Annotated in this window: 12 protein-coding genes, 5 pseudogenes and 2 CRISPR repeat arrays; of the genes and pseudogenes, 12 read left to right on the top strand and 5 right to left on the bottom strand. The window is 72.4% G+C overall.

Annotated elements, in window-relative coordinates; translation table 11 throughout:
* From AC529_RS16980 to AC529_RS21390, 5 genes and pseudogenes are all read left to right on the top strand, one after another.
* A pseudogene (locus AC529_RS16980) lies at positions 1-1024 on the top strand (hypothetical protein); the annotation flags it as partial.
* Positions 1025-1185: 161 nt separating this feature from the next.
* A complete protein-coding gene (locus AC529_RS20200) occupies positions 1186-1326 on the top strand; it encodes a hypothetical protein (protein WP_157080248.1) in 141 nt (46 codons plus the stop codon).
* Positions 1327-1797: 471 nt separating this feature from the next.
* A pseudogene (locus AC529_RS16985) lies at positions 1798-2924 on the top strand (glycosyltransferase family 4 protein).
* Positions 2921-7115, top strand: a pseudogene (locus AC529_RS16990) (alpha-(1->3)-arabinofuranosyltransferase domain-containing protein). The pseudogenes AC529_RS16985 and AC529_RS16990 overlap by 4 nt, the downstream one beginning before the upstream one ends.
* A gap of 104 nt (positions 7116-7219) precedes the next feature.
* Positions 7220-8098: pseudogene (locus AC529_RS21390) on the top strand (porin PorA family protein); the annotation flags it as partial.
* Between the two features lie 25 nt (positions 8099-8123).
* On the opposite strand, the gene AC529_RS17000 reads toward AC529_RS21390, so the two are convergent.
* Both AC529_RS17000 and AC529_RS17005 read right to left on the bottom strand, forming a co-directional pair.
* Positions 8124-8879, bottom strand: a complete 756-nt coding sequence (locus AC529_RS17000; RefSeq protein ID WP_068758365.1) for a class I SAM-dependent methyltransferase — start codon at positions 8877-8879, stop codon at positions 8124-8126.
* Positions 8876-9634 (bottom strand): class I SAM-dependent methyltransferase, encoded by a 759-nt coding sequence (locus tag AC529_RS17005; protein WP_332307071.1) that lies wholly within the window; start codon positions 9632-9634, stop codon positions 8876-8878. Before AC529_RS17005 ends, AC529_RS17000 begins: the two co-directional genes overlap by 4 nt.
* Positions 9635-10291: 657 nt before the next feature.
* Positions 10292-11782: direct repeats of the CRISPR family, unit length 29 nt; unit sequence GTGCTCCCCACGCACGTGGGGATGGTCCG.
* Between the two features lie 10 nt (positions 11783-11792).
* On the opposite strand from AC529_RS17005, the gene AC529_RS21195 reads away from it, so the two are divergent.
* Positions 11793-12494, top strand: coding sequence for a winged helix-turn-helix domain-containing protein (locus tag AC529_RS21195; protein WP_083948377.1), 702 nt, complete (start codon positions 11793-11795; stop codon positions 12492-12494).
* A 52-nt stretch (positions 12495-12546) separates the two neighbouring features.
* Here AC529_RS21195 and AC529_RS17015 read toward each other — a convergent pair whose 3' ends face one another.
* Positions 12547-12750 carry a DUF397 domain-containing protein gene (locus AC529_RS17015; RefSeq protein ID WP_332307072.1) on the bottom strand — a complete coding sequence of 68 codons (204 nt, stop codon included), beginning with the start codon at positions 12748-12750 and terminating at the stop codon, positions 12547-12549.
* Positions 12747-13604: a helix-turn-helix domain-containing protein gene (locus AC529_RS17020; RefSeq protein WP_083948379.1), complete on the bottom strand. Its 858-nt coding sequence runs from the start codon at positions 13602-13604 to the stop codon at positions 12747-12749. Before AC529_RS17020 ends, AC529_RS17015 begins: the two co-directional genes overlap by 4 nt.
* Positions 13605-13959: 355 nt before the next feature.
* Between AC529_RS17020 and AC529_RS17025 the strand changes: the two genes are divergently transcribed.
* The 5 genes from AC529_RS17025 (at position 13960) to AC529_RS17040 (ending at position 15911) form a co-directional block, all read left to right on the top strand.
* Positions 13960-14394, top strand: a complete 435-nt coding sequence (locus AC529_RS17025) for an ATP-binding protein (RefSeq protein WP_068758368.1) — start codon at positions 13960-13962, stop codon at positions 14392-14394.
* Between the two features lie 2 nt (positions 14395-14396).
* Positions 14397-14519 (top strand): hypothetical protein, encoded by a 123-nt coding sequence (locus AC529_RS21200; RefSeq protein WP_269745554.1) that lies wholly within the window; start codon positions 14397-14399, stop codon positions 14517-14519.
* A 211-nt stretch (positions 14520-14730) separates the two neighbouring features.
* Positions 14731-14940, top strand: a complete 210-nt coding sequence (locus tag AC529_RS17030; protein WP_068758369.1) for a hypothetical protein — start codon at positions 14731-14733, stop codon at positions 14938-14940.
* The gene (locus tag AC529_RS17035) at positions 14937-15254 is read left to right on the top strand and encodes a hypothetical protein (protein ID WP_068758370.1); all 318 of its coding nucleotides are present in this window, start codon (positions 14937-14939) and stop codon (positions 15252-15254) included. The genes AC529_RS17030 and AC529_RS17035 overlap by 4 nt, the downstream gene beginning before the upstream one ends.
* Before the next feature lie 288 nt (positions 15255-15542).
* Entirely contained in the window at positions 15543-15911 is a 369-nt protein-coding gene (locus AC529_RS17040) for a hypothetical protein (RefSeq protein WP_068758371.1), read from the top strand.
* 532 nt (positions 15912-16443) lie between these two features.
* Positions 16444-16716: direct repeats of the CRISPR family, unit length 29 nt; unit sequence GTGCTCCCCACGCACGTGGGGATGGTCCG.
* 794 nt (positions 16717-17510) lie between these two features.
* Here the strand turns inward: AC529_RS17040 and AC529_RS17045 are convergent.
* Positions 17511-18448, bottom strand: a pseudogene (locus tag AC529_RS17045) (DUF3068 domain-containing protein).
* A gap of 164 nt (positions 18449-18612) precedes the next feature.
* Here AC529_RS17045 and AC529_RS17050 point away from each other — a divergent pair.
* Positions 18613-19213, top strand: a 601-nt coding sequence (locus tag AC529_RS17050; RefSeq protein WP_232306798.1) for an acyltransferase family protein, incomplete at its 3' end; no start/stop codon positions are given.

Genomic DNA, 19213 nt, shown 5'->3' on the forward strand with positions numbered 1-19213 from the left:
GGCGCTGCCGTGGCTGCTCCCCGCCCTGGCCAGCAGCGCCGGGACCGACCCGGCCGCGGTGGACCTGTTCGCGGCGCGCGCCGACACCCCGCTGGGCACCGCGGCCTCGCTGCTCAGCCTGGGCGGCATCTGGAACGCCCGGGCGGTGCCGCCCGGCTTCGCCGAACCGGCGGGCGCGGTGGGGCGGCTGCTGCTGTCGCTGGCCGCGCTCGCCGGATGGGGCTGGCTGCTGGCCCGCCGCCCGCGGCCGGACTGGGCGGTCGGGCTGACCGTGTCGGCGGTGCTGGGCGCGGCGGTGGCGCTGGCGGGGACGGTGGAGCCGGGGCGCGCGCTGCTGCGCGCGCTGATCGGCCTGTGGCCGGGCTTCGGTCCGCTGCGCGACGGCCACCTGTACCTGGCGCCGCTGGCGCTGTTGCAGGCCGTGGGGGTGGCGGGCGCCGTGCGGTGGCTGGCCGGGGCGCGGGGGGAGGCCCCCGCGCGGTACCGGGCGGCGGGGGCGGTCGCCGGGGCGTGCGCGCTGGCGGCGCCGCTGGTGCTGCTGCCGGGGCTGGCCTGGGGCGCGTGGGGGGCGCTGCGGCCGGTCGAGTACCCGGGGGAGTGGACGCGGGTGCAGCAACTGGTCAACGCCGACCCGGTCGAGGGGGCGCTGCTGTCGCTGCCGTGGAGCGCCTACCGCGGCTTCCCGCGGGGCGGCGGGGAGGTGACGGTGGTGCTGGACCCGGCGACCAAGCTGTTCGACCGCCCGGTGGTGTGGAACGACGCGCTGCGGGTGCGCGACGGCGACCGGGTGCTCGTGGCCGAGGGGGAGGACCCCTCCGCCCGGCGCGTCGCCCCGCTCATGGGCGCGGACGCGCTGCCGACCCCCTCACCCGGCCTGGCGGAGCGGCTCGCGGAGGCGGGGGTGCGCTACGTCCTCGTCGACCGCGCCAACCTTCCGGAGGGGGCCGAACCGGCGTTCGCCGGACCCGGTTTCGCGGTGGTCCACGACGGCCCGCTACTTCTTCTCCTGAAAGTTACCGAATAGTACGTAACCGCAGGGTAACTAGGGGATCGGGCGTCCGAAAACGGTCCGATCAGGCACGATGCGGGGTTTCGGGCTCTGGTCAAGCGCCGAATTGGATTCTACTCTTGCCCATGTCCGCACGCCCTCCAACGGCGTCAGGCGTCGAGGAAGGAGAAACCCCCGTGATCAGAATCCTGGCCGCGTGTGCCGTTGGCGCGGCCCTCGCCGTGGCCGCGACCTTCACGGTGACCACTGTCGCGACGACCTCCGCCACCTCCGTCGAACCGGTCGACGAGACGCTCTACAACTACGGCGACCGGTAGCACGTGCCCCGGCGGGCGGCCCCGGAAAGCCGACGGCCGACCGGGACGGCGCCCGTCGTCCCGGCGACCCCGCCCCCGGACGGCCCGCCGACCACGACCCGCTCCCGGACTCCCGCTGTAGAGCGGCGCACATCCCCCTCCCCCGGACCGCCGACGCGGTCAGTGCGCCTCTTCGGCGACCCCCAAGGTTGCCACTCTCCGCACACGAGGTACTGCACTGCGTCGTCGAAAGTCCGGTCTCCCCAGACGAGCGCTCGCGGAAAGCAGAAGAGCACCGTGGTGACCCAACCAACCCCGCTCCCCCGACTCCACCGGGACCCCGACCCGCACCCCTGTCCCGCGGACCCGGTAGCGGCCCGGTCCGCGGCCCGCCCCGTCCCCACCGGCACCCGGCGACCGCCCGCACCCGGCGCCGGACCGGCCCCCGCCCCGCACGACCCCGAACCCCGCCTCGACGGCGTCCGCGTCGCCATGATCAACTGGCGCGACCCCTGGCAGAGCGTCGCCGGAGGCGCCGAGACCTACGCCTGGCAGATCAGCCGCCACCTGGCCGACCGCGGCGCCGACGTGGTGTTCGTGACCAGCAGGGAACGCGGCCAGCCCCGCGCCGAGACCCGCGACGGCATCGCCGTCCGCCGCATGGGCGGCCCCTTCACCGTCTACCCTCTGGTCATGCTGTGGCTCCTGCTGCGGCGCCGCCGCCTGCACGCCGCCTTCGACTGCATGAACGGCATCCCGTTCTTCTCCCGGCTCGTGCTGCCCCGCCGCACCCCGGTCGTCAGCATCGTCCACCACGTCCACGACCTCCAGTTCAACGCCTACTTCAGCCGACCGCTGGCCTGGCTGGGCCGCTTCGTCGAAAGCCGCGTCGCCAGCCGCGTCTACGCCTCCTGCCCCACCGTCACCGTCTCGGAGTCCTCCCGCCGCGCCATGCGGGAGAAACTGCGCTGGCGCGCCCCCATCACCGTCATCCACAACGGCGGCCCCGGACAGCCGGCGTCGCCGCCCGCCCGGCCCGACCTCGGCGACCCCGCGATCGTCTCCCTGGGCCGCCTCGTGGTGCAGAAACGCGTCACCCGCATCGTCGACGCCGCCGCCGAACTGCGCACCCGCCACCCCGGCCTGCGCGTCCACGTCGTCGGCCGCGGCCCCGAGAGCACCCCCTGGCCGAGCGCATCGACCACCACGGCCTGCACGGCGTCGTCCACCTGCACGGCTTCCTGCCCGAAGAGGACAAGAACGCGGTCCTGGCCGGCGCGACCCTGCACGTCACCGCCTCCCAGTTCGAGGGCTGGGGGCTCACCGTCATCGAAGCCGCAGCCCACGGCGTGCCCACCGTCGCCTACGACGTGGACGACCTGCGCGACTCGGTGCGCCACGGCCGGACCGGCTGGCTGGTCCGCGACGGCGAGACCCTCACCGAGGTGATCGCCCGCGCCCTCGACGAACTCGCCGACCCGGTGCGCGCCGCCGAGATCCGCCGCGCCTGCCGCGAGTGGGCCGCCCGCTTCACCTGGGAGAGCAGCGGCCGCGCCATGACCCGACTGCTCGCCGACGAACTGGCCCGCACGGCCGGAAGGCGGGGACGCCGCCGTTGACCCCGCCCGCCCCCGTCCGCGACGAGACGCTCGTCCGCAGGCTCACCCTCCTCGCGGTCTGCCTGCTGCTGGCCGCCCTCGCCTGTAGCACCGACCCCGCGCGGATCCTCGGCGACACCAAACTCGACCTCACCGTCAACCCGCTCGGCTTCCTCTACCGGGCGCTGTACCTGTGGGACCCGTCCTACTTCGGCCAACTACAGAACCAGGCGTACGGCTACCTCTTCCCCAACGGCCCCTTCCACGCCCTGCTCGTCGGCGCGGGCGTCCCCGAGTGGGTGGTGCAGCGGCTGTGGCTGGCCGCACTGCTGTGCGCGGCGTTCACCGGAACCGTCGCCGTGGCCCGCGCCCTGCGCATCGGCTCGCTGCCCGCCCAGGTCGTCGCGGGGATCGCGTTCGCGCTGTCCCCGCGCGCCCTCACCCTGCTGTCGTACAACTCCGCCGAACTCCAGCCGACCCTGCTGCTGCCGTGGGTGCTGCTCCCCCTGATCCACGGCACCCGGCCCGGCGCCGACCCCCGCCGCGCCGCACTGCTGTCGGCCGCGGCGTTCCTGCTGTGCGGCGGCACCAACGCCGCCTCCGAACTGGCGGTGCTCACCGTCCCCCTGCTCTACCTGCTCACCCGCGCCCCCGGACGGCGCAAACGGACCCTGCTGGCCTGGTGGCCGGCCGCGATCGGGCTCGTCTCCTTCTGGTGGCTGGCCCCGCTGCTCGTCATGGGCCGCTACGTGTTCTCGTTCATGCCCTTCACCGAGGACGCGGCCACCACCACCAGCGTCACCTCCCTGCTCAACACGGTGCGCGGCGCCTCCAACTGGATGGGCTACGTCCCCGGCAGCTCGGCGCTGCCCGCCGGCAGCGCGGTGGCCACCACCCCCTGGCTGGTGCTGGCCACCGCCCTCGTCGCAGCCCTCGGCCTGGCCGGGGCCGTGCACCGCCGCAACCCCGAACGCCTCTTCCTCGGCCTCAGCGTGCTCGCCGGAACCGCGGTCGTCGCCGCCGGGTACACCGGCCCGCTCGGCGGCCTGCCCGGCCCCCTCGTGCAGGACCTGCTCGACGGCGCCCTCAGCCCGTTCCGCAACGTCCACAAGTTCGACGTGCTGATCCGCCTGCCCGTCGCGCTCGGCCTGGCCCACCTCCCCGCAGCCGCCGCCCGCCACCCCCTCCTCGGCGCCCGGCCGCGCCTGCCCGCCCCCGAACGACTGACCGCCGCAGCCTGCACGCTCGCGGTCCTGGCCACCCTCACCCCGCTGGCCACCGTCGGCGCCGCCACCCGCGGCTCCTTCACCGAGATCCCCGACTACTGGTACCAGGCCACCGCCTGGCTGGACGACCGCAGCGGCGGCCGCACCACGATGGCCGTACCCGGCTCCGCGCGCGGCGAGTACCTGTGGGGCCGCCCCATGGACGAGCCCATGCAGCCGCTGATGACCGGCCCGTGGACCAACCAGCAGATCATCCCGTGGGGCTCGGCCGGAGTCTCCCGCCTCACCCACGCCGTCGACCAGCGCCTCTCCGCCGGACAGGGCTCCCCGGGCCTGGCCGCAGCCCTGGCCCGCATGGGCGTGCGCTACCTGCTGGTCCGCAACGACCTGCAACGCGAGGGCAACAACGGCGGCTGGCCCGCCCGCGTCCACCAGGCGCTCGCCGACTCGCCCGGCATCGACTACGTCCGCTCCTTCGGCCCCGTCATGGGCAGCCTGGAGGCGCTGCCCGCCGCCCGCTGGTACGACCAGCCCTACCGGGCCCTCGACGTCTACCGGGTCGCCGACACCGCGCCGCTGGCCGGCGTCGTGCCCGCCGACACCGCGCTGCGCGTCACCGGAGGCCCCGAAGCCCTCCTGGCGATGGCCGAGCACGGCCTGCTCACCGACGACCGCCCGGTCCTCGTCGGCGACGACCCCGGAGCCGACCGGGTGCCCGCCGCACGCACCGTCACCGCCGACACCCTGCGCCGCGTCGAGGTCGTCTACCCCGACGTGCGCCGCAACACCTCGGCCACCCTCACCGCCGACGAGGACTACAGCCGCGACGTGCCCGCCCCCGACGTCGTCGACCCCGCCTGGCAGCCCTACACCGCCACCGTCCGCCACGACGGGATCGCCGCGGTCACCGCCTCCTCCGCCGAGTCCGGCGCGCTCGCCGTCCCCGCCCGCCGCAACCCCGGACGCACCCCCTACGCCGCCCTGGACGGCTCGGCCGCCACCTCCTGGCGCTCCAGCAGCGCCGACGGCGCCGTCGGCGAGTGGCTGGAGGTCGTCTTCACCGAACCCCGCGACGTCACCGGCACCACCGTCACCTTCGAACGGCTGCCCGACACCCCGCCACCGTCCAAGGTCACCGTCACCACCGACCACGGCAGCGCCCAGACGGAGCTCGACCCCTTCACCGGAGCCCAGGAACTGGCCGTCCCCGAGGGCAGGACCAGCAGGCTGCGCGTCCGCGTCGACGCACTCGCCTGGCAGCCCGCCCACCCGTTCGGCACCCGCGTCGGCATCGTCGCCCTCGCCGTCCCCGGCCTGCACGCCGAGCGCGTCCTCACCGTGCCCGGCCCCGCCGACACCGGCACCCTGCTGTTCACCGGCTCGGCCGGAGCACTCCCCGGCTGCATGCGCGGCTCCCGGGTGTGGACCTGCCACCCCGACCTCGCCGCACAGGGCGAGGACGCCCGCAGCCTCGACCGGACCGTCACCCTCTCCGCCGACGCCGCCGCGGGCGACCACGCCGTCACCGGACAGGTCACCGTCGCCGACCCGCAGCGCGTGGAGCGCGCCGCCAACCGCGCCGGCGGCTACCCGAAGGTCACCTCCTCCTCCACCTCCGTCGACCACCCCGCGGCGATGGGCCGCGCCGCCTTCGACGGCGACGACGCCACCGTCTGGTACCCCGACCCCGCCGAGGACCGCCCCTCCCTCGACGTCGACTTCGGCAAGCGCGTCACCCTCTCCGAGATGACGGTGGAGTTCCCGCGCGGCGACACCGTCACCCGCCCCGTCCGCGTCGTGCTCGACACCGGAAAGACGGTCCGCGAGGGACTCATCGGCAGCAGCGGCCGCCTCACCTTCGCCGAACTGCGCACCAGGACGCTGCGCATCACCTTCGACCCGCCCCGCGACCAGCCGCTGGAGATCGCCGAGATCGACCTGCCCGGCGTCAGGACGCTCGGCCCCGTCCCCGACACCGACGCCGCCACCGCCTGCGGCCAGGGGCCGCGGCTGTTGGTCAACGGCACCGCCGTGGAGACCCGCATCACCGGCGGCACCCTCCGCGACCAGGCAGAGGGCCGCCCCCCTGCCGTTCGCCAGCTGCACCGACGTGCCCCTGCGGGAGGGCGCCAACCGGATCACCGTGCAGGAGAGCCCTCACTACCGCCTCGGCACGGTCGCCGTCCACGACGCCGACCCCGCCGACGAGGAGCCGGTGCGCGCCCGGCCCGCCGAGATCGAGGGATGGGGCCGCAGCGAACGCCGCGTCACCGTGGCCGCCGACACCGACTCCTACCTCGTCGTCACCGAGAACTTCAACGAGGGCTGGACGGCCCGCCTCGCCGACTCCGGCACCGAGCTCACCCCGGTCCGCCTGGACGGCTGGAAACAGGCGTGGCTGCTGCCCGCGGGCACCTCGGGCACCGTGGTCCTCACCTACGAGCCCGACACCGTCTACCACGCGGCGCTGCTCACCGGCGCGGCACTGGTCGCCGCCGTCCTGGCCGCGCTGGCCGTGCTGCCCCGCACCGCCTCCGCGGCCCGCGCCGCGGCACTGGCCGCCGCAGGCCCCGGCCGCATCGCCCCCTCCGTACTGGGCGCCGCCGCCGTCCTCCTGGGACTGTGGAACGCCGGATGGGCCGGATGCGCGGCCGCCCTCGTCGGCCTGTTCACCGCCTCCCTGCTGGAGCGGCGCAACCGGCGGGTCTCGCCGAGCCTGGTGGTCGCCGCCTCGCTGGCCGCCGCGGGCCTGGCCGCCGCCGCAGGCGGCGCACTCGCCGCCCACCCCGCCGCCGCGCCGCTCGCCGACCCCCTGCGCGGCTGGGTCGCACAACTGCTGTGCCTGCCCGCCCTCGTCGGCACCGCACTCGCCCTGGGCGACCCCTCCCGCCGCCCCCGACGCAGCGCACCCGCAGCAGCCGGGCAGGAGCGCCCCCGCACGGACGCGGACCGCCCCAGAGACGACACCGCGGAGGCGACGCCGTGACCCCCGCGGACACCGGGACGGAGACGCCGATGCCCCAGGAGCCCACCGGCATACGACCGCGCGGCGCCCGCACCGTGCCGCCCCGCACCGCAGGACTGCTCACCGCCGCGCTCGGCGCGTTCTGCGCCACCGTCGCCCTCCTGCTGCCCGCGGTCGCCGCCCCCAGGCTCGCCCTCCTGCCCGCCCCACTGCACCAGACGTGGACCCTCACCGACCCCGAGGCCGCCTACCTGGACACCGCCCACTGGCGCACCCGCGAGGACGTCCCGCTGGTCCGCCGCACCGAGACGCTGGGCGCACCCGTGCCCGGCGAGCCCGGCCTGCTGGTCCTGGCCGTCACCGTCACCACCGAGAGCGACCGGGGACCGGTCGACCACCACGAACACCGCCTGGTGGTCGACCGCGCCACCGGCCGCACCGTCGACTGCTGCGGCGCCGACCCGGCCCCCGGCGGCGCGCTCGCGGGACTGTGGCCGCCCGGCAGCACCGGCGCCGAACTCCCCCTCCACGCCCCCGACACGGGCGCGGCCCCCGAACTCCGCATGGACGGCACCGAACAGGTCGCCGGACTCACCGTGCACCGCTACACCCAGCACCTCCCGCCCACCCGGGTGCCCGGCTCCCTCCGCGACGTGCCCGCCTCCGCGCTCGACGCCGACGGCGGCGGCACCGTGCGCGCTGAACGCTGGGTGGAGGCGACCCGCACCTACTGGGTGGAACCGGTCAGCGGCCAGGTCGTCGACCTCGCCGAACAGCGCCGGGAGACCCTGCGCACCCCCGACGGCGACCACGAGGCCCTGCTCCTCGACGCCGACCTGCGCCTGGAGACCGGCCAGGCCGCCGCGGCCGCCCACCACGCGGGCGAACGCGCCCGCCTGCTCACCGCGGTACGCGGCCGGCTCCCCCTCCTGCTCGGCGCCCTCGGCGCGGCCCTGGTCGCCGCCGGCACGGTCCTCGTCCGCCGCGCCGCCCGCACCCGCTGAGCGGCACGGACAGCCCTGGGCGGCCTCAGCGGCGGCGCAGCACGATCAGCAGGTTCCAGGTGACGAACTCGCGCAGCACCGGCACCCGCACCACCGGATAGGCCCACCGCGGCAGGTAGCGCGGCACGACCGCCACCACCGAGGCGTCCGGCGTGCGCCGCGCCCACCGGATCATCTGCGCCGCCGACACCGCGAACATCGTGGAACCGAAGTCGTTCTTGGGCCGCCGCCCGTGCCTGCGCGCGAAACGGCGGGCCGCATACCGCCCGCCCAGGTAGTGCCACGGCGACGTCTCGTGCCCGCCCCACGGCGACAGCCACAGCGTGTACGACAGGTAGACCACGCCCCCCGGCCGGGTCACCCGCACCATCTCGTCGGCCATCCGCACCGGGTCGGGCACGTGCTCCAGCACGTTCGACGAGAAGCACACGTCCACCGAACCGGCCCGCAACGGCAGGTCCAGCGCACTGCCCAGGATCGCCCCGTCGGGCAGCCGCCCCCCGCGCAGCCGCATCTCGCCCGCGTCGGCGTCCACGCACAGGCAGCGCGCCCCCGCCTCCCGCAGCGCGTCCGCGAAGTAGCCAGGACCGCCGCCCACGTCGGCCACGACCGCGCCCTCCAGGTCGGCGTACTGCCGCAACTGCGCCACCGTGTCGCGGGCCAGCGTGCCGTAGAACAGGTCGGGGTCGGTCTGCTCCTTGCGGAACGCCGAGAACAGCCGCACCGAACGGCCCAGGGTCGCCCGGAACGGCGCGTCCCCGACGGGGGCGGGCCGGGTCACGCCGCACCCCCCGAAGCGCTGCGCCGCGCGTAGTAGCGCATGTGCACCCAGTGCGTGCCGTGGTCGTCGCCCCGGTACTCCTCGGCCGAGACCACCTCGACCCCGTGCGCGCCCAGCAGCTCCCGCATCCGCTCCGGCGCCAGGGTGTGCATGCGCATCGGCGCCGGATACCCCAGCAGGAAACGCTGCACGAACCGGATCACCCGGTGCGGCGCGTAGCGGAACACCATCCCCTTGACCGTGCGCCGCTCGGTCGCGGGCATGCCCACCACCAGCGCCCCGCCCGGCCGCAGCACCCGCGCGAACTCCGCCAGGTAGCCGCGGGCCAGCGGCGGCGGCAGGTGTTGCAGTACCAGGTCGGTGTAGACCAGGTCGAAAGCGGCGTCCGGCAGCACCGCCAGGTCCGGGGCGTCGTTGAGCACGTACTCGATCCGCCCGCCGCTGCGGTCCAGCCGCCGCGCCTCCTCCAGCATCGGCGCGGAGATGTCCACCCCCGTCACCCGGTCGAAGTGCGCGGCCAGCGCGTTGGACAGCCGCCCCGCACCGCACCCGAAGTCCAGCGCCCGCTCCCGGCCGTGCGCCACCCCCAGCTCGGCCAGCCGCGCCAGCGCCGCGTCGATCTCGGCCCGCCCCGAGGCCAGGAACTCGTCGTCGCCCCAGCCGCCGTGGCGCTTGGCGGGATCGACACAGACCGCCCACCGCGGGGCGACAGCGCCCAGGGTCGTCCAGTCCTTCCGGATCTCGTCGAGACTCACGGGCAGCTCCTGACGGCCGCGACACGGCGGCACACGACAACGGTTCGGGACGGTCCCCGCGCTCCCGGATGCGGCCGCGGACCCGCGGGTGTGATCCACGCAATAGCGGATACCGAACGACATTCTGTCACTCCCGCCTCAGACGGCGTCAACCCCGGCAGCCGTCCCTGGGAGGTGCACGAGGGCGCTACCTCGTCGGGGAAACTTCCAGGGCGCGCCGGACGGCAGGAGCCCTGGCAGGCAAAGCGCCGGGGAGAGAGGTGCGCCGGGCGGCCGGGCGGCGGTTCCCGGATGGCGAAACGCTGGAGAGCGCACACCGGACAGCAGACACCCCGGCCGGTGAAGCGCCAGGGAGGATGCCGGGGTCAAGCGTCCGGGGCGAGTTCCCTGGGGTGCAGCGCTACAGAAAGCCGACAACCCCTCAGGCACCGGAGCGGCGGTGAAGGCTGCCGCGCCTCGCGGCCGAAGCAGACGGACAGTTCAGCGCCCACACCGCCCCAGCCGGGGCGTCCTGCCCGCGCCTCCAGGACTCGACCACCCAACCGGAACGGCAGTGTTCTTCCGCGAGAATTGGTCTAAGCTGACTGCGCGGACTGAGACCGCCTGCAAGGTTGATCACGGCAAGATAACGCCCCGAGAAACCGCAGGTCAGTTTCTGTGCTCCCCACGCACGTGGGGATGGTCCGGACGCGGACGCCCTGTCCTCTCGCGGTTACGTGTGCTCCCCACGCACGTGGGGATGGTCCTCTCGGCGAGGGCGTGAAACAGGTGGTGGCCGCGTGCTCCCCACGCACGTGGGGATGGTCCGCCCCCGCCCGCCGCGGCCGGTCGGGACGGAGGGTGCTCCCCACGCACGTGGGGATGGTCCGCAGCAGACCCGGTACATCCCGTTGGAGGTGTGGTGCTCCCCACGCACGTGGGGATGGTCCGAGAACAGTGCAACCCACAGTGTTGCATACAGCGTGCTCCCCACGCACGTGGGGATGGTCCGCCCAGGCCCGCGTCGACGAACTCGGCGCCGAGGTGCTCCCCACGCACGTGGGGATGGTCCGGCCTCGACCACCCAGGAGCAGACCGTGAGGATGTGCTCCCCACGCACGTGGGGATGGTCCGACGCGGAGGCAGCGTAGGCAGGCCCCCAGGGAGTGCTCCCCACGCACGTGGGGATGGTCCGCAGTCGCGACTCCTCGGGCAGTCGAGGCTGCTGTGCTCCCCACGCACGTGGGGATGGTCCGCACTCGCCGGAAACCATCAGTTCGTGCCGCGTGTGCTCCCCACGCACGTGGGGATGGTCCGGACCGCCTCCCGCGGCTGCTGGAACTGGAACTGTGCTCCCCACGCACGTGGGGATGGTCCGCCGAAGCCGCCGTCCGACAGGCCCGACTCGACGTGCTCCCCACGCACGTGGGGATGGTCCGGCGGCCGCGGAATCCAGCCCGCCGTCGGCCCAGTGCTCCCCACGCACGTGGGGATGGTCCGCCCTACCACGACAGCGACCGGTTGGCCCACCAGTGCTCCCCACGCACGTGGGGATGGTCCGTCGTGGACGTCGTTGATGGTGGCGGCCCTCAGGTGCTCCCCACGCACGTGGGGATGGTCCGCGCGGCCTGAGGTCAGGTGCGGCCCGGGTTAAGTGCTCCCCACGCACGTGGGGATGGTCCGCGCCACGGTCACCCTCCGATCTGCTGGAGTTCGTGCTCCCCACGCACGTGGGGATGGTCCGTCGAGTGCCACGTGATCGATTCCATTGGGGAAGTGCTCCCCACGCACGTGGGGATGGTCCGAGCACGGTAGTGCGGATGCCACCCGTTGGCGTGCTCCCCACGCACGTGGGGATGGTCCGTACACGCCGATCGGGGCGCCCGAACAGCTCAAGTGCTCCCCACGCACGTGGGGATGGTCCGGTCGCCAAATAGCTGGCGACGGCCTCGGGCCGGTGCTCCCCACGCACGTGGGGATGGTCCTTCTGGTCGGACGGCAACCCCATGATGCAGCTCGTGCTCCCCACGCACGTGGGGATGGTCCGTCCGGGAACCTGTACGCCTGACAACGCGACGCGTGCTCCCCACGCACGTGGGGATGGTCCGACGAGCGCTTCCTTGGGCGATCCCTTGCTGAGGTGCTCCCCACGCACGTGGGGATGGTCCGAGAGGTGCCTATGCGCCGCCCCTACAAACATGCCGCCGCTGTCGCTGATCTTCGCGCCCGCATCCTGGACGGCACCTATCAACCCGGCGACGAGTTGCCATCAATCGCCCAGATCAGAGCCACCTACGGTCTAGGAGACCGCGCCGCCCGCGCCGCCATCCGCGAACTAGTCGAACAAGGGCTAGCCGTGACCAGAATCGGCCACGGCACCTACGTCCGAGAAGACGCCACCCCGCAAAGCGTCCCCGCCGGACGCCCCGCAGCCCCCCGAGCCCGCCGCACCCACGCCGCCCGCCGACTCGCCCCCACCGACGCCCCCACCGCCGGAGACGAAGACCTCACCCCTACCACCAACACCACCACCACCGAGTCCCCGCCGCCCGACGTCGCCCTCATGCTCGACATCGACCCAGCCGAAACAGTCACCACCGAGCGCACCATTTTGAGCGACCCCGCCGGACCCGTCGCACTCCGCACCACCTACCGGCCCCAGACCACAGACACCCGGCAACTCCGCACCATCACCACCCACACCAGCGCCCGCCGCCCCACCCCCAGCGAAGCCAGCACCCTAGCCACCACCACCGCCGCCATCGTCCTCATCCAGGACGAAACCCACCTAGACCCCCACGGCCACCCCATCGCCGTAGTCCGCACCGTCCACCGCGCCGACACCACCCGACTCGCCGACACCTACCACCCCCACACATGACAGCACCCCCGAGGCAGAAGCCCCAGGGGTGCGAAGAACCAGCACGGACCAGCTACAGCCGCCCCGCCCTGACCTCGGCCAGGAACGCAGCCCACTCACCGGGTGTGAAGGCCAGGTGTCCCAGCTCCCGATGCTGCGTGTCACGCACTAGCACCGCACGTGCGGTTTCTGCGACCTCAACACAGGCTCCTGTGTTCGTGCTGTAGGACGACTTGCGCCACAGCGTGAGAGATTCCATCTGGACCTTCCTGCTCATACGGAAAGTGCGCGTTCGACCAGTTTTACCGATTCTTCTGGGTCGAGGGCACGGCGGCTAAGGTCGTCGAAGATTTGGCGGTAGTGATGAAGGTCTGAGCTGTCCTCCAGGTAGAGCGCCCCTAGGCCGTACTCCACATAGACCACGTCAGAGATGGCGACTTCCGGAGGTGGGGAGGGTGGGAAGGTCAGGATGGCGAACGCTCCGGCTGTTGATGCGTGAGCCCCAGAGCCGAAGGGCAAGATTTGGCAGGTTACGTTGGGAAGCGCCATCCGCACCTTCAACTGGTGCAGTTGGTCCCGCATGACTTGGGGACCGCCTACTTCTCGATACAGAGCCGCTTCGCTCATGATCGCGTGCAGGTGCAGCTTAGCATCGATCAGCCTCTTCTGGCGCGCCATGCGCAGTGAGGCATGGCGTCGTGCGAGGTCATCGGAAGGGACGTCGATACCGGCTTTGGCCAGCGCAAAAGCGTAGTCCTCAGTCTGTAGTAGACCGTGGATCAGTTCGACCTCATAGCTTCTCAGAGTCTCAGCGTCGGTCTCCAAACCGATGTACGCATCCAGCCAGGCCGGGATGTCCTTGTACTTCTGCCACCAACCCCGTTGACGTGCTGCATGGGCTAGCTCAAAGACTGCCGCGATCTCGTCTTCTGATGCGCCGTAGTACCGCATGAGGGCTTGTGCGGTGCCGGGTTGAATCCGAGTGGTGGCGCTTTCAACCCTGCTCAGGGTGGCAGCGTGCATCCCTACGTAGTCGGCTGCCTGCGCAGCAGTCTTGCCAGCCTCTTCACGACGGTGACGCAGCAGCTTTGCCAGGGCACGCCTTGCGACCGTGGGACTGGCCGTTGCCACCCAACACCTCCTGAAGCAACCGTGAACATCAACAGTGTCGCTGATCCAATGCACGACGCCAACTTTTCGCAAGTTGCTAATTTTCGGGTTTCTATAATCATCCTTGCGAGATCTTGAGTTGCCGTGCACACTAGCAGCAGGCAGCAGTAGTGACGCGATCACTGGCGAATCTGCTGTGTCCGAACAGCAAAACGGCCCTGACCAGCGGTGCAAGCGCTGGTCAGGGCCTTAGCCCCCAACCTGACCAAACCAGGTGGTGACTCATGAACCAGCCTACTTCCCGACGCGTGCCCGGGATGCGCCGTGTGTCCCGTGTGCGTCCCTATGTGCTGCGCTTCCTGGCGGAGGTGCAGCGGTGAGTGTCGCGTTCACGTCGTTTCCCGGCCTCCCCACCAGCGTGGCCGCCGCCCGCCGGTTCGTGGCCGCTTCCCTGCGTGCCTGCCCCGAGGTCACCGTTTCCGACGAGGTGATCGACCGGGCCGAGCTGATCACCTCCGAACTCGCCACGAACGCGATCCGCCACACCCGCTCCGGCGATCCCGGCCAGACCTTCACCGTCCACGTCCAGACCGACCGGCGCGGCATCCGGGGTGAGATCCGCAGCGGACGGCCCCGCCTGCTGTACTCCGTGCCGCACGTGGTCGAGGCCAAACCGACCGCGGAATCCGGACGCGGCCTGTTCCTGGTCGAGCAGTTGGCCACCACGTGGGGCACTCTCGCCCCTTGGGAGGACGGCGTCTACTTCGCTCTTCAGTGGCCCACCGGCCAGCACGGAACCGAGGGGGAGTGAACGTGTACCCCCTCACACCCCCCGCTGAGGTGCTCCGCGCCCGGACCGCGTTCCCGCACTACGAGATCTGCCAGTTCCACGACGCCACCGGGATACCCGAGGTCACCGCCGTACTCAAACCGTGATTCCAGCACACCGGCCTAGCCGTACTGGTCTGCGCCGCCAGCGTCGCCGAACTCGCCGAGATCCTGGGCGCCCAACCCCGGCCCCCGCTGCCCCGGCGCGATCCGGCCTGCCGCTACTGGCCCTTCCCGTAGCGGTCCCGCGTACGTGGCCGGGGCTCTTCCTTCCCCGGCCCCGGCCACACCCTTGCCACGCCTGGAGTATCCGCCGCCCATGCCCGACGAGTTCGTGACCCTGTACGCCGGTCCCCTGGACGGACTGACCGTCACCCGAGCCCACCTGGAATCCCTGGTCCAGGACTACGGCACCGAACGGTTCCTGTTCCTCACCCACTGCGGAGCCTCCGGCCTCTACCAGGAGACCGGTGAGCGCTGGACCTACGCCACCCCGCACCTGCTCAACGACGAGGAGGAGACCCCGTGACCACCAACCCGCCCGAGCGGGCGCGCACCTACCGCGTCAGCGGACACCGGGTGTGGCGCGAGAACACCGAACTTTCCCCCGCCCAGATTCACACCCTGGCCGCCTCGCTGGCCGCCATCGCCCGTAGTCGGGAACAGGCCGCACTCCGCGACGCCTACCCCGTCGGTGCTCAGGTGTGGCGCGCCGGAAACCCCCACACCTACACCGTCATGGGCTACACCGACTCGCCCGGCCTGCCGCCCATGCTCAGACTGTCCGGCAACGTCATCGCACGCCCCGACGAAGTCACCCGCAAGCGTCCACGCACGCCTTAAGTCCGATCGTGTGAGAACTTTCCCTACCAGGTCAAGACCGCCCCGGCCGCGCTCCGCGCGGCCGGGGCGGCTCCGTTCGCACACACCCCGGGCGGACGCGGTGCGCTCCCGGCCGCACCGCGCGCTGCGCGCGGCGCTGGCGCGCCGTGCTCACGCGCTGGCCTCCGCGCACCCGCCCGCCCTTCCGGGCGCTTCACTCACCCCGCCGCACACGCGCACCAAGCGGCAGACCCGCACGGGAAGACGCTCCCCACCGGAAACCGCGCAACGTCCCGGTAGGCTCACCGCATGGCCGACAACGTCCGGGCGATCGAGTCCGCGCCCAGCACCAGAGCCGCCGCACGCGACGCCCACCACCGCGACCGCGAACGCGACGCCGCCGAGGAAACCACCGCCCGGCGCGTAGCCGACGAACTGAAGACCCGAGGATCAGTCATCCTCACCGGTGAGGACGAAGCCCGGTCACGCCGCATCGGCCGCAGAGCTGGAAAACTCATCAACCGCAAGGTCCGCACCAAGCGCGTCAACGGCGGAATCGCGGTGTGGGACGACGAACGCGGCTCCAACCCGCTGCACGCCCACCTGGACGAACAACGCACCAACCGGCTCCTAGACCAGTTCTATAAAGAGCACGGCCCGATCACTGGCCCCCGGTAACGGTCGGGTGCCCGGATCTGGCCACGTCCGCGCCTCACGGCGGGTCCCTACGGATCGGGGCCAGGGCGGAACAACAGCGGGCAGGGGCACGCCCCCGCCCAACGCCGCGCCAGCTTACGGCCCCGATCCTCCCGCCGTGATGCGCTCCCGAGGCCAGATCCGTACACCCTCCCCGCCGCACCCGCAGGCCCGCACCACCCACCGAAGGACTCCGGACAGCCAGCACCGCGCCGGAGCAGCGCCGAACGTACCGGCCAGGAGACCCCACCCACCAGGCGCAGCCCACCGAAAGCAGTGAGTGGCCCACACTGGCCCGTGTATGGCCCGTGAAGGATGAGCACCCACGCCCAACCGCGCCCACGGATGCGACACCAGCAGCACCACGCCAGCCACCCCACCGCATCAGCGCATGTCACAGCCCTAGCCCGTGACATGCGGAAGGGCGATGCCCCGACCGGACACCGCCCCACCCCCGTCCCCTCCCACGTGGGGATGGTCCGAACCCCGGGCGGGGGCATCCGCTCCGGGGCCGGTGCTCCCCACGCACGTGGGGATGGTCCGAACCCCGGGCGGGGGCATCCGCTCCGGGGCCGGTGCTCCCCACGCACGTGGGGATGGTCCGTGACGCCCCAGTCATTCACTACGTAGGTGGCGGTGCTCCCCACGCACGTGGGGATGGTCCGACTACAACAACGGGCTGGTGGAAAAATGCACCGTGCTCCCCACGCACGTGGGGATGGTCCGCTGTTGGTCTTCTCCAGGTACAGCTTGAGCGGGTGCTCCCCACGCACGTGGGGATGGTCCGCGCGGCTTCCAGCAGGCTGTGCAGAACAGTCGGTGCTCCCCCACGCGCGTGGGGATGGTGCTGTGTTGCAGCAACAGTTTCTGTCTGCTTCGGACGCGAGGCGCGGCAGCCTTGACCGATCCTCGGGCGCGGGAGGGGTTGCCGGGCGGCGGGTTTCCGGGTGGTGAAGCGTTACGGGAAGCTGACAGTCCCTCAGGTACCGGAGCGGCGCTCAAGGCTGCCGCGCCTCGCGGCCGAAGCAGAGGGGACAGTGAACCGCTTCCAACAGCCCTGGCCGGGCCGTGAAGTTGCGGCACCGCGTCGCCGTCTTCCATGGCCCTGGGGGCAGAGCAAGCGTCTGTTCTGTCCCTGGGGCCATGATCGTCAAGGCCGTGCGGGTGGTCGTCCGTGGAGTTCGGCGGCAGGAGAGCTTCGGGCCGGTTCCGCGGTCCAGCAGGTATCTCGGGCAGCGGGCAGGACACGAGCGGACTGTGGGACTGCGGGGGCGTTGCCGACGGCTGGGGTGCTTGCCCAGGTTTTCCCGAGTGAAGGAAAACCGCCCGGGCCGCTGGTAAAGTCCCAGGTCGCCAAGGGTGCTTCCCGCGCACGCGGGGATGGTCCGATGGGGCGCGAGGCGGCGCAGACGGTTTCCAGGTGCTCTCCGCGCACGCGGGGAGGGCCCCCACCGGCAGGCTCCTCGGGCCTCCGGCGACAGCGGGTTGACGGCGGGACGCCCCGGCCGCGGTGTAGGGGGCCGGGGCGTCCCGACTTGGGGCCCCGCGTGGTGGACGTGGCGCGGGATCCCTCTGGGGTGGTCAGGTGCGGGCGTGCGCCGGGGGACGGGTGCGGGCCAGGTAGAGCAGCAGGCCGAGCAGGACGACGCCGCCGCCTACCGCGAGCAGCACGACGGGCAGGGTGGAGCGGATGAGGACGATCTTCTCGCCGCTGTCGACGGCCGACTCGACGCGCTCCGCCACGGTCTCGTCGGTGAAGTCCATGGTGGCCTCGAACATGACCAGCCGCTCCTCGCCGTCGACGACGGCGACCCGGCGCTGCTCCTCGCTCAGGTCGAGGGGGGAGCCGGTGATCGGGTCGATCCAGTAGGTGCGGGTGTTGGAGTAGACGATGTCGGCGGTGACGTCGCCCTCGCCGTCGAGGCCGAGCAGGCTGCGCGGGATCTCCCGGGTCTCGACCACGGTGGGTTCGACGACCTGGACGAACTTGTACGCTTCGACGCCGGGATGGCCGTCGACCTCCTCGACGCCCTCGAAGGCGATGGGGAGGGCCTCGCGGACGGTGGAGTCGAAGAACTCGTAGTCGCGCTGTTCGACGAGGAAGGGCCACTTGAACGCCTGGCCGCTCTGGGGGGTGGACTCCTCGTTGACGGAGGAGCCGCAGCAGTCGACGGCCTCGCCGGTGACCCGGTCGTGTGCGGTGTGCCGGGTGGTGGAGAGGATGCCGAAGTCCCGGTCGACGTCCTTGACCCAGCGGAACTCGTCCCAGACGACGATCTCGTCGGTGCTGGCCCGCACGTCCGCCCTGAGGGTGGTGTGGGCCTCGACGGTGGCGCCCTCGATCACCTCCATCTCTTCGACGTTGAAGTAGGTGGCGTCCTCGCTGCGGTTCACCGTCTGCGAGTAGTAGTCCAGGGGGTCTTCATGAAGGTCTCGGCCACCCAGTACCGCAGCAGCGGGGCGAGCACGAGGCAGAAGACCCCGAAGGCGATACACACGGTGGCCACGGTACGGCGCATGGCTCCTCCTGGTCAGGGCCTTGTTGTGGGGGAGTGGGTTACCGAGAGGTAACGTTACGGACGAGTAGGTTCGTCGGTATCGTAGGGACTCGCAGTGATCCGCGTCACCACCGCGTGACCGAATTTTTGTAATGCGATTCTGTTTCCGACCCGGGGAGGGAGACGTGGGACCAGGACCCTCCCGCACCGTCGCGGCCGGACTCCCCCAGGTCAGCGGCCACCAGCCGGCGCTCGACGGGATGCGCGCGCTCGCCGCGCTCCTCGTGCTGGTCTTCCACGTCGCCACGGAGACCGGGGACGCCCTCGCCCCCGGGGCCGTCGGCGCGCTCCTGGCCGGGGGCGACATGGCGGTGCCGCTGTTCTTCGCGCTGTCGGGCCTGCTGCTGTACCGGCCCTGGGCCGCCGCCGCGATCGACGGCGCCCCCGGCCCGTCGGTCCGCGCCTACCTGCGGCAGCGCGCCGTGCGCATCCTCCCCGCCTACTGGCTGGTCGCGGTGGTCGCCCTGCTGCTGTGGTCGCGCGAGCACCTCGGCTCCCCGCGCGCCTGGCTGGAGGTCCTAACCCTCACCTTCACCTACGACCCCCACCCGTGGTGGACCGGCACCGGGCCGCGCGGCCTCGGCCAGATCTGGAGCCTGTGCGTCGAGGTCAGCTTCTACCTGCTGCTGCCGCTGCTCGCGGCGGCGCTTGCCGCGCTCGCCCGGCGCGGCCCGGCCCCGAGGGCGGGCGCGGCGGCCGTAAGGCCGGGCGGGAACCCCGTCCCGG

This window comes from Thermobifida cellulosilytica TB100 (assembly GCF_001517975.1).
GTDB classification, from domain to species: Bacteria; Actinomycetota; Actinomycetes; order Streptosporangiales; family Streptosporangiaceae; genus Thermobifida; species Thermobifida cellulosilytica.